Source organism: Paenibacillus gallinarum, assembly GCF_014836635.1.
GTDB classification, from domain to species: domain Bacteria; phylum Bacillota; class Bacilli; order Paenibacillales; family Paenibacillaceae; genus Paenibacillus; species Paenibacillus gallinarum.
The window spans coordinates 41,431-55,029 of sequence record NZ_JACSQL010000011.1 but is presented as its reverse complement, the minus strand read 5'-3'; the positions used below and the strand labels follow the sequence as shown (position 1 = coordinate 55,029).

At 44.0% G+C, this 13,599-nt stretch carries 10 protein-coding genes; 9 read left to right on the top strand and 1 reads right to left on the bottom strand.

Features of this window, described 5'->3' with window-relative positions:
- From H9647_RS19755 to H9647_RS19715, 9 genes are all read left to right on the top strand, one after another.
- On the top strand, positions 1-864 hold the full coding sequence (locus H9647_RS19755; RefSeq protein ID WP_191803240.1) for a MinD/ParA family ATP-binding protein: 864 nt from the start codon (positions 1-3) through the stop codon (positions 862-864).
- Positions 864-2,753, top strand: coding sequence for an ATPase, T2SS/T4P/T4SS family (locus H9647_RS19750; protein ID WP_191803238.1), 1,890 nt, complete (start codon positions 864-866; stop codon positions 2,751-2,753). Before H9647_RS19755 ends, H9647_RS19750 begins: the two co-directional genes overlap by 1 nt.
- On the top strand, positions 2,750-4,840 hold the full coding sequence (locus tag H9647_RS19745) for a hypothetical protein (protein ID WP_191803236.1): 2,091 nt from the start codon (positions 2,750-2,752) through the stop codon (positions 4,838-4,840). Before H9647_RS19750 ends, H9647_RS19745 begins: the two co-directional genes overlap by 4 nt.
- Before the next feature lie 59 nt (positions 4,841-4,899).
- Positions 4,900-5,364: an ABC transporter permease gene (locus tag H9647_RS19740; RefSeq protein WP_191803234.1), complete on the top strand. Its 465-nt coding sequence runs from the start codon at positions 4,900-4,902 to the stop codon at positions 5,362-5,364.
- Positions 5,365-5,443: 79 nt separating this feature from the next.
- Positions 5,444-5,827, top strand: coding sequence for a hypothetical protein (locus tag H9647_RS19735; protein ID WP_191803231.1), 384 nt, complete (start codon positions 5,444-5,446; stop codon positions 5,825-5,827).
- A 78-nt stretch (positions 5,828-5,905) separates the two neighbouring features.
- Positions 5,906-6,403 (top strand): hypothetical protein, encoded by a 498-nt coding sequence (locus H9647_RS19730; protein ID WP_225229431.1) that lies wholly within the window; start codon positions 5,906-5,908, stop codon positions 6,401-6,403.
- Entirely contained in the window at positions 6,390-7,364 is a 975-nt protein-coding gene (locus H9647_RS19725) for a hypothetical protein (RefSeq protein ID WP_191803227.1), read from the top strand. Before H9647_RS19730 ends, H9647_RS19725 begins: the two co-directional genes overlap by 14 nt.
- A 208-nt stretch (positions 7,365-7,572) precedes the next feature.
- A complete protein-coding gene (locus H9647_RS19720) occupies positions 7,573-8,784 on the top strand; it encodes an S-layer homology domain-containing protein (RefSeq protein ID WP_191803225.1) in 1,212 nt (403 codons plus the stop codon).
- Positions 8,784-12,218, top strand: coding sequence for a DUF5704 domain-containing protein (locus H9647_RS19715; RefSeq protein WP_191803223.1), 3,435 nt, complete (start codon positions 8,784-8,786; stop codon positions 12,216-12,218). The genes H9647_RS19720 and H9647_RS19715 overlap by 1 nt, the downstream gene beginning before the upstream one ends.
- A 114-nt stretch (positions 12,219-12,332) precedes the next feature.
- On the opposite strand, the gene H9647_RS19710 is transcribed toward H9647_RS19715, so the two are convergent.
- Positions 12,333-13,586: a ParM/StbA family protein gene (locus H9647_RS19710; RefSeq protein ID WP_191803220.1), complete on the bottom strand. Its 1,254-nt coding sequence runs from the start codon at positions 13,584-13,586 to the stop codon at positions 12,333-12,335.
- Between the last annotated feature and the right edge of the window lie 13 nt (positions 13,587-13,599).

Below are 13,599 nucleotides of genomic sequence, written 5' to 3'. Positions count from 1 at the left end.
TTGGGACAAATTGCATTCTGGAGTCCTTATCCTGGTAGTGGTCAGACCAGTAGTATGGCAGCCATTGCCGCTGTTATGGGCAGCGAATACCATATTCGATGTTTGATTGCCCAGACCAAAGCTCGTGAATCATCACTTGAGCATAGTTTCTCTCGCTCACTGAACACCTTTAGCCGAAATCTCGGAAATCTGTCCGGAACCCGCAGTATATCCGGTACAGGACTTGACGCTGTAATCCGAATCGCGAGAAGCGGTAAGCTCGAAGGTGGCGCTGTTAAAAATAATACTCAAATAGTCGAACAAGGTAGACTGGATCTGCTTAGCAGTTCGGATCAAAAAGACCAAGCAAAATTCGAAACAGCATCAGAACTGATCCGATCCGTTTTCGACCAAGCGAGCAGATATTACAACGTGATATTACTTGACCTTCCTGCAGGAGATGATAGCGAGCTGAGCCGGAAACTAATAGCTTCATCGGATGTCGTTGTAATTTGCTTACCACAATCGTGGCGCTCACTTGACGCTTACTTCAATCAGAAAATTTGGCCAAGAACACTGAACGGTAAAAAGACCGTGCTCCTTTTCACTCAGCACGATCCTCACTCTAAATACAAAGCTGCTAACGTCACGCGGAAATATAAAAGTCCTAAAGGCTTAATCATCCCTTATAACACCACGTTTAAGGACGCGTTGAATGACGGCGACACTAAAGGTTTTTATAAAGCGAACCAAGCAGTAGAACGCCGGCACCCTAATAACGATTTCATAATTGAGGTACAACGAGCAGCAAAGCAATTGCTCGATGAAATAGGCATCGATTCCAAAACGAAACGAATAGACGCCGAAGAAAGAGGGGCTTCCTGATGTCGTGGCTGAATCTGCTCATTATCATTGTCATAATCGCAGGCGTCGGGTTGGGTTTGTACATTATCCTACGTAAAAATCCATACTCAGGAGCTGAGGGCTATGATGTCGATGCTGAGCACATGAACATCGACTCAATAACTGAATTCGCTACTGAAGTGATCAATGACTATGTCAATACCAACTTACTAGATCTTGGACTCACAGCCGAGGAATTTGAGCGCCGTAAAGAAGTTGTTGCGGATCTTAAAACAGCACTGAAAAACTGTAACACCGGAAGCCTAGCAGACAAGCTGTACGTGAAGGAGTTCATCTCCGATATCTTGTCTCGAAACTATGGAATTACTGAACAAAATATCAATCAGATTTTACCATTTCACGATGAATACTTACTCACCGACCAAGACAAGTTTGAAATTTTGCTCTATCTGTACAAGCAAGAGCACGGTTTTGACGGACTGAGTAAACTAATCGAGGCGTATGATCTCGCGAGACTCAAACGACTAATCGAAAAGGGACAAACCGAGTCCTATATCATCACGGGTGAGGAAATACGAAACATTTATCAAAAAGAGAACCCTAAGCTGACGTTTGAGGACAAATTTCAGATTATTGTACAGCGCGTATATCAACAGTACAAAGGTTTTGGTCCTATCGATGAGATTCGCGATCAAACGATTGACGGTGTATCGGGTGGAGTTTCCGGAGTTCCAGTCAACATGAATACTGTTGAACACGAAATTGACATGATGCAAGGTATGGGCAGTAAAGTACCCTACGGATATGAAAGCATTTGGATGTTTTATCGAGGTAAGTCTGTCCACCTCTCCTTCCTTAGCTTTGGCTCAGATTTAGAACTCCGCCGCGTATGTCAAAACGTTTACAAGTATGGTAATCCAGGACAACTCTCCGAAGCGAAGTCATTCATCGTTAATGATATGCAAGATGGATCACGTGTCGTTGTCGTTCGTCCTCCGTTTGCCGAAAGTTGGGCTTTCTTTATTCGGAAGTTTGACTTGCCGAATCTGGTTCTCGACCGTCTCTTGGCTGCAGACCGAGTGAAGAACGCCCATATCGCGATGCAACTGCTCGACTACTTGATGAAAGGCGGACAGGTTACCGCTGTGACCGGCGAACAGGGCTCAGGTAAAACGACCCTGCTGATGGCAATTGTTAAATCAATCTATGGGACGTACAATTTGCGGATTCAAGAACTCGCCTTCGAGTTACATCTCCGCCGACTGTACCCAGAGCGGAATATACTATCTTTCCGGGAAACCGAAAAAATCACTGGTCAAGAAGGTCTCGACATTCAGAAAAAAACCGACGGTAGCGTTAACATCCTAGGTGAAGTTGCAACCGACCCTGTCGCTGCTTGGCTCGTTCAGATGGCTCAGGTAGCCAGTAAATTTACCGTATTCAGTCATCACGCCAAAACCATGAAGGATCTGATCTGGTCACTTCGAAACTCACTGCTCAAAACCGGTACGTTCCAAAATGAACGAATCGCAGAAGAACAAGTTGCTAATGTGATCAGTTTTGACGTCCATCTGGATAAAGAGCAAAACGGTACACGTTACATTGAACGCATCACTGAATGTGTAGTCATCGATCAGCACGGTACCCAATTCTCAGAATTAGCGGAGAAGCTAGAAGACGAAAACATGGATCTCAGAACAATTGCTCTTGCAAACCTCAGCTACTACCAGAAAATGACCAGTAGCCCGTGGAAAGCAAGTAACATCCTTGAATTTAGAGACGGTGCTTACATACCAGTGAATCGGCCGTCAGCTAAAAAAGTCGAAGATATGGCTAAAAACATGACATCCAAAGACGCTAAAGCGTTTCGTGCTTTCCTGGATGAGTATTGGGGGCCAGAAGCCGCATGAAATTAACCACGATCCTCTCGCTCTCTATCGTAGGATATGCCGTTGTTTTTGGTGTAATTATGCTGATCTTGGCTCTAAATAAGCGGAAAACGAAAAAACAGCTAGACCGAATAAATCCCGGAGAATGGATGGCCCAAAAACGAAACGGTACACGTAAGGAGCATCCGAAGCTCGTTGAGTTTTATCAAAAATCATACGTCCGCTCGTCTCGCATTCCGTTCTTCGGTGCACAGGTACGGCGCATACGTCAACGACTGGCTGTTGTGAATCCATACAATGAATTCACACTCCGAAAAGAAACGATGCGAATCACATACATTACCCTGATTATTACGTTTTTTCTGATCTTGGCTTTCGCCCTACTTGGGAAAAGCTTACTCATGATCTTTCTCGGCATCATCGGTTGTATCGCGTTAAACGGGATGCTCATAGACGTGTTTGTTCATAGAATTGAAAGACAACTTCTTCGTGACTTTCGTGACTTTCTCGAAGATAACCGTCACCAGTACCAATCAACAAAAATGATTGATGAATCGATCTATCAGGCGTCACAGATTGCCGTTCACGACATGAAATTGCACGGAGATCGAATACATCGTGTACTTACAGCTAGGAACCCAGAACGGGCGCTTAACGCATACTACGAAGTCGCTCCCAACCGATACCTGAAAGTCTTTACTGGTATCGCACATATGATTCGGGAATACGGAGACAAAACCACAAGCAAAGGTTCCTTGTATCTCGGAGCAACTAATAAATTTGTGCAAGACATCAATTTTGATATTCTTCGGCAGGACCGGCTTAGCTATCAACTCAATAGTCTAACAATCATCGCCCTGGTACCAATCCTGCTCTCCTTCCCAATTCAAAGTTGGGCAGAAACTTATTTTCCGAGCATGAGCGACTTTTATAGCGGCCGAATCGGATATATCACACAGCTCACCATGTATGCTGTGTCCCTTGTTGCTTACCTACTGGTCCGTAAATTAGCCGAAACTGAAGAATCAAAATATATTCCTAAACCCTCGCGTAAGCGTTGGGAGAAAAAGATATACGAAATTAAAATTGTAAAATTTGTTGTTGATCGATTTGTCCCAAGCTCACATACCAAAAAATATTACTTAACAACGCAGCTCATTAAAGATTCAAATTCTCCGTTGCTGATCCAATGGTTAACGCTTAAACGCCTGTTGCTCGCTATCAGCACTGTGATTATAACGATTGCAGTATCCTTTGGCCTTCACTTTAATGCATCTCATCAGATTCTCCATGCGCCCACCTACAATAATGGTGGACTTATGATCGGCAAAATATCGCAGAAAGATCAAGAATCTGCGATCGCGCAAACTGAATTTGATAGACGCGTTATCGAGAATCTGAAAGGAGGCGATGCTACGCACAACGAACGCATCAGACAAGAAATCGAGGTCATGCTCAGCGGAACCACAAGCGTAGCGGATATCAATCAAGACGTGAGCAGAATTGCGGCTAAAATTGAGCAGTTGGATACCGAATATTTTAAATGGTACGAGCTGATCATCGCTCTGGCACTCGGAGTTCTTGCTTATTATGCTCCTATTTGGATGATGCTGTTCCAACGAAAAATACGCCGGGTAGACATGCAAAATGAAGTTGAACAATTTCGCATGTTGATCTCAATTTTAAGTCAATTGGACAGGATTGACGTTCGGACAATTCTCGAATGGATGGAACGTTTCAGTACAATCTTTAAACCCGCCCTTCAGCGGTGTCTAAGTGACTACGACAGCGGCGCCAGCGGTGCGATTCTAAGACTTAAAGAAGACGCCCCTTATCCTGAGTTCGTACGACTTGTTGAACGTCTAGAAAATAGCGTGGAGCGTATATCGATTCAAGAAGCTTTCGATGATCTGGAAATGGAACAAGATTATTATCGTGAACAAAAGAAAGAAACGATGAACCGCTTGATCGAAAGTAAAGCAAGTTGGGGAAGAGATATTGGATTCGCTCCAGCCATGTTCTTACTAGGTGGATATATTATCGTCCCCTTCCTCTACACATCGTTTATGCAAATGAAAGACCTTGTTACTCAGCTTATGCACCTCTAAAGTCAAACCAAGTAATTGTTTTAAACACTACTACTTAAATTCAAAGGAGATTATCTATTATGGGAAGTAATGCAACTTCAGGTCTAAAACTAGCAGCTGGTATTTTCTTAACACTCGCTCTTATCACAACTGTCGTAGTCATATTCATTTCGTCGCAGGATGCAGCAAAAGAAGGACAAACACAATTTTCCAACATTCAAACTCAATTATCGCAAACACGTTTCAATATCTATGAAAACACGACTCTCTCCGGCAGCCAAGTTATGAATGCCGTTCGTCAGTTCAACAACGAAGATCAATTCGGCGTTTACGTTCAAACAGGTAAAAATGGTGTTACATATTACGGAAGCACATTCAACCAAACAACAGGCGTGATCGATGGTACCGCCAAAAACACGAATTTAGTACCGGCGTTAGATGAAGCAAATAACAACTTCATCAACCCGTCGGGCAAATTCAAATCTTCTATTGTACGAGATGCCAACAACGCGGTCCGTGGCATTGTATTTACTCAAACTAAATAATAAACAACCCTAACCCGTCGCTTCCCCGAACATATCCGGGGAAGCGATTCTCTTGTTAAACCAGATTGGAGAGGTTCGAATGGGCAAAAATGCTCGCAGTTTTATGATACTGTCCGCTATCTTCTTTCTCTTTCTCGGATCAGTTACTTATGCCGTAAATGTCGTCAAGACAATCAATGACAGTACCGAAATTGCTTATAAACTTAATGCAGATAACGACAGGCAGGTCAAAGCAAAACTAGCTACGCCTGGCGAAGAAATGTATAGCGGGGCCACAATCGTTAATCTAATCCGAACAGAGGAACGAGATATTGATATCGAAGTTGGCGGCGTGCTATATAGTCGGCTTGATAACTACACTTCATTCAACCCGTCAGTTATAAATTTAAGTCAGAAATACAAAGCGACTTACAGCCGCGATGAGTCAGGCTATTTACTTAAAGTTTCTTTCACCAGTCTATAAGGACCAAAAAGGAGCCATGTACCTATGAAATACGTAACCGGCATATTCGCCGCCCTACTGGCCGTTCTGCTGCTATATATGTATCCACTCTATGAACAGGCTCGTAGTCAGGATAAGATCGCCAATACAATCGTACAAAGCGCATCTACTCAATTTATTGATAGCGCGCGAACCAAAGGATATATAACACCGCAAATGTGGAACGATTTCAATAGTCAGCTTTCGGCAACAGGTAATCAGTACGATGTGAAACTTGAGCATTTACATAAACTAACCAGTCCAAATTACAGTGATCCGGCCGACCCGGCTACATTTAAAGGCGACTTCACAACCTACTATACCGCCTATTACAACGATCAAATCATGCCTGTCATGTTCCCTAATAACGTTTTACCAACCGACGATTCATCGCGACGCTACACCATGCAGGTTGGCGACTATATCGGTATCAATCTAACAAATATCAATCGGACAGCTGCTACTCAGCTCTGGGACTTTCTTATGAACGATAATACCCAGCAAACCGCATCCGTCTTAATGAACTATAAAGGAATGGTTCTGAATGAAAATTACTAGTTTCTCTATTATTTTCGTTATGATTTTTCTTCCTTTATTTCAAATTTCGTCAATGCGGTTGAATGACCTTGAACTAGCCATTCAGCTTACCAACCGATACGACGTGGTTATGAAAACAGCAGTCCAGGATGCAGCCAATGTAATGAACGATACAGTTGACCAGGACTATGAGCCTGGTTACGGCTCGAAGAAATTCTTTCGGGCAAACAAAGAACGAGCTGTCGAAAGCTTTTACCGCACAATGACCTTAAACTTCGATATCAATGGTGATGCTGTTGCCGTAGGAAACCTTGCGGGATACATCCCAGCGATCCTTGTGATCGACTACGATGGATATTACGTCTATTCAACCGAGTCATTCATCGACTCCAAAGGTCATACTCAGCTCCGTCCCGTTTGGTCGCCGAAAAAACCCTACTCCTATTCTGATGTGCAAGGGAACATCGTACAGTTTTCCCTCGACGACTTCGTGAAAATTTACAATAAAGGCACTGACCGTTGGATTCAGGGAAAACGTCATGAAATAGCAGGCCAAACACAAATCACTCTACTGAAAGATGCACAAACATTCGAAAGCGTACGCCGGCAGACGATTATTAACGGCATTCAAAATGATATGGCCTACGTCATCAACCGGCATAATCAATATGCTACACGCTACGGCGTCGATTACATCTTCACGCTGCCGCAGATCTCGCAGGAGGAATGGGATAATGGAATCGATGATATCGGTATCGTTGCATTCGTTCAAGGCATCCCCGTCGGCGATCAGGCGTATAACAACTACGCATTCGGCGGCGGCCGGCTACAAAAGAAAAAAACACTTTATGCTGCAACCGATCCAAAAACCGGGATCAAATATTACGATCGTGATGCATCGAAACTTCCAGGCCGCGTAGAAGAGCGATTTGAGAACGAAAAAGACGCGGCAAGGTATGGATATTTCCCCCTTACGAAATAGAGAGCAAATCTCTAAGCTCATGTTGACGATAAAAGAATAGAGAGTGGTGTTCTCCCAATGTTAATCTTCGGAAAAACAGGAGTCCCCCCCTCTCGTTGCCCCGACGCGACAAGACAAGCAAAGCTTGTCGCAGACGGATGCAACCGAGCAATGGAGCGAAGTAGGAGTTCTCCCAAATAAAGAGCCCTAACCAAAAGGAGAGAGTCAAATGAAAAAACATTTTACCAAAATCGCAGGAATCGCACTGGTAGCAGCACTTACCGTAAGTATGATAGGTAACGCCGCTCAAGTCGCAACAGCAGCAACGACGCAATTTACCGATGTTAAACCGAATCACTGGGCTTACAGCGCCATTAATAAAGGCGTATCTAAAGGTTATATCGAAGGATACCAAAATGGTACATTCAAGCCTAACGCCAGTGTAACGCGAGCAGAATTCGTGAAAATGGTCGTATCCGCTATGAAACTTGAAACCACACCAGCAAGCGGTAAATGGTACGTTCAGTATGTTAATGCCGCAAGCAAAGCAGGACTTTACGCATCCGCTGATTTTTCTAATAACGAAGCAGCGTGGACGAAAGTCATGACCCGTGACGAAATGGCCCGTGTTGCTTCTCGTGCAATCGGAGAAACAACAAAAGAGAATGACAAATGGATGTACCTCGCCACAAAAACTGGATTGATCGAAGGTGTCGGTAAAGGACAGATTGCTCCTAAAGGATTGACCACACGTGCGCAGGCTGTTGTTCTGATCGAACGTATCCTCTCGAAGAACTCCGGCGGTTACCTTGAAGCCGATAAGTATGCAGTCGGCAGTGCCGAAATTTATTGGCATGGTACAAACATCTTCACCGTGATGCCAGAAATGTGGGTAACACCAGAATCCGATTTGAAACAAAATGGGAAGTCGTCGGTCGAAGATATGTGGAACGAAAATCTTATGACTATTACATCGAAAGATAAACTATATCAAGGTAAACTGGACGCTCTTATCGCCATTGACCTAGCAGATCCTAACGACCCTAACCTTGGGTTGATTACACCCATCAATACGCTCAAATGGTACAATAACCGCCCTTCCATCACTAATCTGATGGTTAAAGACCAGAAAAATAGTTACGTCCTGTTTTTCAAAGGTGGAACAGTCTATAACAAAGACACCAAAAAATATAACCCTAATAAAAATCTTCAATTCCGGGTCGATGGATTTGATAGCCCTGATCTTGATGCATTTTTCAAAAAAGGTGTGCTGAATACAAGCGCCCGCGTTTATCGCAATAGCCTGACCGATACTCCTGCCGTAATTATTCCAAAAACAGGAACTATACAACAAGGCGATTTAGTTATTAGACTACAAGCACCAGCAGGCGGATCACTATTCAGCGAAAATATTCTACTCCGTCTCGTAGGTATTCAATAATGAATATAAACCGACGACGCTTACTGCTTGTCGGGCTCAGTATACTTCTCCTATCGAGCAGTATACTGGGTGTTTTTTTTCCTTTAGCAGGAAAGTCTGAAGCTGCCGCTCCAATCAAAAAAGAAGTACCATACGATAGTGCATCCGGTGCGAAAAAACATCCGCAAAAACAAGCTTTCGTTTTCGCAAAAAATCCAACAGCCAAAACTACTATCTCTGAAGATGCTGGGGCTAATAATAAAATACAGAAAATTGTGTTTTACAAAGGAGACCAAGCCGTCAGAACAATTGACGTCAATGCCCAGAAGTTCAATCAAACCATCTCATTTAACGGAGAAAAACACGAAGTATTATCTAAAGAAAACGGATCTTCCGGCTCCTATTTCGCATGGAATCGTGGTGAGACTCTCGATTGGTTCGCAGCAGGTGAAAATGATAGTTGGCGAGCACTTAGCAGTCTTTCCAACGCAGAAATCGGTACTGAGACCATTAATGGAAAAACACACAGAAAATTTCCAGGTAAGAAAATTCAGATGACCATCAAATATGCACGAACTCAGCCCTTTTATAGTACGGTTGACGGAACAAAACTTTCGTTTGAAAAAGATTTAATCGACGACCGATCCAGCATCATTCGTACACAAAACCCCAGTACTCCGTCGTCAGATCGTGTAGAAGTTAACTACAAACAAGATGTAGCAACGGGAGGGCTAGGCATTACAGGAACAGCTGATTTCTCAACTGAAATTGTTCAAATCGTAGCCGGACTTGAAAAAGGCGCAACAGATGGATCAACCCGAAGTCTCGATTTTGCAACAATTACGTTTAATCAAGAGCATTATGCTGATGGTCACAAATATTATGTCAGACAAAACAGTTCTGATCCAATGGTTTTGTATGATGATTCAAAAAAGAACGCACAAGCAATGGCCTATTACTACGCCGCTTATAATTACACATACTCGTCATTTACATACCAATATCCGGATCATTATGAGGTCTACACCGATAACGGTGTTTTGCCACCGACTACTCCACCTTCTAATAGTAATAGTTGCACCATCAGCGACGGCCGCGTCATCGAGGGGGAGAAAATGACTCCAAACGCGAGCGCCGTAATCAAAGCTGATCAACGTGACCGGGAAACCTTTGACGTGCTGCTAGGAATCCCAACATCCGAGAATCTTTATGGTAATGTACTAGCAAATAGCTACCTACACCAGTACAAGTTCCAAGAAAAACTCGGAACATGCGTGTATGACCTCACAGTCACACGAGATTATACATTTAACTGGGACCCTGGAAAGGATGAACCAAATGCGGACGGTAAAGGAACACATAAAGTACCAGATCCACAAACAGAGAACAGCTCTCAAGATTATCCGGTCCGTATTGAACGTACTTTCTCCTATTGGGTCGTAGATAAACTTGGTGTGTACTCAATCGACAGCTCTCAACTGAAAAACTATGCTTTTAACGGAGAGACGATTACGATTCATCCGGCCGGATACACCCCGCCTAACGTCACGCTTACCCGAGACGGTAAATACGTCGCTGATGAGGGGCCCGGCAACTATACTGCTCCATCAAAAACCTTAAGCGGTGGAACCACTAAACCATCTATACCATCCGGTGAAAGCGCGGAGCTAACTAGTTTAACCGAATCTAAGATCAAACAAGTCAAAGTCAACAATGATGCGCTTGTGTTTAATGGCCAAACCCTTATGAACGGCAGCGTGGTCGAGAAGAAAACGCAAGACCCAACACGAGTACCGGACCCGACGATAATTAGTCGTGATGTCCTTTACAGCCCCGGAAACATGATTCCGAGCAGTAAGACGAATAAACAGAGCCAGGCGAGCAGCGGAACCATCACTTATAAGCCGCTCAGCGCCAATTATAACGCCGCTCCGGGCGATACCTACCCGATAGGCGGAATCAACCCTGTAACTGTGCATACGCCCGTGGTGAACTACTCATCGGCATCTGACGATCAGGCACATAACCAAAAAACGACACCGAACTACAGCCGGATGGCCTTCATCCTCGATCGTCCATTCACCGTGACGATACCAACGAGTGGGCAGCATCAAAACTATCCAGGCTACGGGAATCGAGATTACGCGAAGTATTTCCGAAGCAAAGAAGTCTACTTCCCATTCGACGTCTATTCTGGAGACAAATCAACATTTTATCCGAAAAACACCTGGATCAATATTCCGGTCGGACAGATCACAACAGATTTCTTCCTGCCCGTGTGGGTCGATGAAGGGGACTATACCGTCTATTACCGAAACATCGCGGAAAACGCGCCAGGCATAACCCCAACGCAGCAGGACGCAAACTTCGATCTAACCAACCATGTAGCATCGGATACCGTTAATGTAGAAGTCATCGGTCGTTTGTATGATTTCCACATCACTGACATCGCAGACTATAACTGGGAGATGGTCTTCCGTACACAGTCAGGCAGCCTTACGCCAACCGGCAATAGCTACTGGACCGGGCTACTTGGTATCGATGGTGCCGCGCGCGGCAACAACCAGCCATTCACACTGCCTATCCTGCCGGGTAAAAACCCGATTGAAGGCACAAAAAACGTGACTGTTAAGACCGGATATCACGTCAAATTTGATCTCAAAACAAAAGGAAATATGTACGGCAAGCAAGACGGTATCCGTATCACGCCAAGCTTCACGTTCGTCAGTCGCGACGGCAAAACAAAAACACCCGTCGACCTCTACTACAATGACGATCATCGGACGTTTATCAAGATCGGTTCACCAGAAGATACCGAAGAACGGTTTGTCATCTTGAACGACCGGCTTCGAAACGTGCCAGAAGAAGAACTGACCGATACGGCTCGCTATAAGTACGATAATTACTATACCTTTGCCGAAATGAACGGCGTGAGCCGGGAACTGTTCATCGCAGACTATATACGCCGGTTTACCAAGGAGAAAACTCCGGTTGGGGGATTTGACCTGATGCTACTTCCGGAACAGATCCGTACGCTCATCGGACCGAAGACAAACCTGCCAACTTCAGTCGACAATGCGAGAGCAAACGCTGCCGTACAGAAATGGTACGGTCAGTATTCCTTACCAGGAGATCCTTACGTCGTCAAAGCGGGAACCAACTTGGCTGAATATAGCCGTACAAACGGAGCCCTGACCAAGCGTGACCCGATCTTTCTAAAAGATGGATATATCATCCTGAACTTCAACATCGAAAGTATTAAAAATGGCAACCTTAGTCAACCTCACCTGCAGTACATCAACGCCCCACTGATGAATCAGTGGACGATGGAAGGCTTCAATCGCAGTGTACAGGATTCCTGGGGCCGAACGTTCTCTTTGAAAGATGGCGACATTGTATTCTTCAACGCGGATAAGTCCTACAAAGACGATTTCCAAGCTGAAGTAACGCACTAATTTGAAATTACCAAAAAAGCCCAACTCCATAAGGAGTTAGGCTTTTTTTTGTGAATATATCACTCAGGGAAGAAGAGAAAACCCTCTCCCCTTTTCTTCTACACTATCTAAATCTTACTTTGCAACAGGCACCGAAGCTTCTTTACGATTAGGACGCAAGCGAAGCGCTACTTGATACAATCCTTGTACATTTAGAAAGCGTGAGAACGCACTATCAAGATAAACAATTGGAATCATGTTATCTTTACCAAATTCAGAAATACGCGCTTGTAACTTTCCAAAAAGACTCCATTCAAGAGGTGTTGCTCCGCCACCGAATACAAAAATGACCTCAATAAACCCTGCTACTTTATCAAAAACCTTGCTAACCTCAGTCGAAATTGAAGATGAAAAGCGATCTTCTTCCTTTTGATTAATATTTTTCACATGTTCCCATTTATTCTTAGTGAAAACAGATGGTTTAGTGTGAAGAAATTCGGAAAGTTCTTTACGTGAACGGTAAGGATATCCCTCAGCTTGCAATTTATGAAGTGTAGCTTCGAGAACAGCACCATAGCCCTGTCTAAATGTGGAACTGGCATCTGAGTTGAATTTACGATTAGTAAATACGGCCCAGTCAATTGTTCCTTCGCCGATGTCTATACCGAGAGTATTAGGTGCTCCGACGAGATCTTTACCCGTGATACCATCCAATTCACCGTTCGGGAATCGTTTGACCGCTTCTTTAAGAATCATGTCCAACATCTCTTCTTTTGCAAACATCAAGCCGTACTGTGCTGATTCTCCTTCGTTAATGACTATTGCATAATCAAAGGTGATTTCTAAACGAATTTGCTGTTTAAAATTGTGGAAAGTGACAATATGAGCATTACCATTATTCAAAAATAAGTCACGAAAACGTTCCATGTGTTGTTTGTGCTCTTCGATCGGCAACGCCGTCGCAAGATCAACATTAACTTTCAATACGCCATCCTCTGGCAAGCTCCCTGTCTTTTCATAATGGTTTTGTAAACGGTCAGCTGCTATCGTACCGAGTGCAAGCACACCAGACAGATCAACTTCTGATTTTCCGACACGAGAGAATACATCGAATTCTTCAAGACTCATACCCGATTTAAGCGCTCTTTCACCGAATAAGCGCCGCTCTGTCGATTTAACCAACGGACTCAAGAAACTTAAATCCATTTGGTTGAAAATGTCTTCTATTACAGAACCAATTGCATCTGCGCTAACTGGCGGCGTATCTGGGTTAAATTGCTTAACTGCGACACTTGGGTGTACCCTAACCCGCCCATTAATATTCTGTTTAACGTAGCCATTCCCCAAATCGATACCGGCTTTAATTGGTTCCACAGTCGTTTTCGCCATTGTAATATCTTCT

What these genes read in the sequence shown, in the direction of transcription:
- H9647_RS19750 (WP_191803238.1), top strand. Translation starts at nt 864, where the DNA reads ATGTCGTGGCTGAATCTGCTCATTATCATTGTCATAATCGCAGGCGTC.
- H9647_RS19745 (WP_191803236.1), top strand. Translation starts at nt 2,750, where the DNA reads ATGAAATTAACCACGATCCTCTCGCTCTCTATCGTAGGATATGCCGTT.
- H9647_RS19740 (WP_191803234.1), top strand. Translation starts at nt 4,900, where the DNA reads ATGGGAAGTAATGCAACTTCAGGTCTAAAACTAGCAGCTGGTATTTTC.
- H9647_RS19735 (WP_191803231.1), top strand. Translation starts at nt 5,444, where the DNA reads ATGGGCAAAAATGCTCGCAGTTTTATGATACTGTCCGCTATCTTCTTT.
- H9647_RS19730 (WP_225229431.1), top strand. Translation starts at nt 5,906, where the DNA reads ATGTATCCACTCTATGAACAGGCTCGTAGTCAGGATAAGATCGCCAAT.
- H9647_RS19725 (WP_191803227.1), top strand. Translation starts at nt 6,390, where the DNA reads ATGAAAATTACTAGTTTCTCTATTATTTTCGTTATGATTTTTCTTCCT.
- H9647_RS19720 (WP_191803225.1), top strand. Translation starts at nt 7,573, where the DNA reads ATGAAAAAACATTTTACCAAAATCGCAGGAATCGCACTGGTAGCAGCA.
- H9647_RS19715 (WP_191803223.1), top strand. Translation starts at nt 8,784, where the DNA reads ATGAATATAAACCGACGACGCTTACTGCTTGTCGGGCTCAGTATACTT.
- H9647_RS19710 (WP_191803220.1), bottom strand. Translation starts at nt 13,586, where the DNA reads ATGGCGAAAACGACTGTGGAACCAATTAAAGCCGGTATCGATTTGGGG.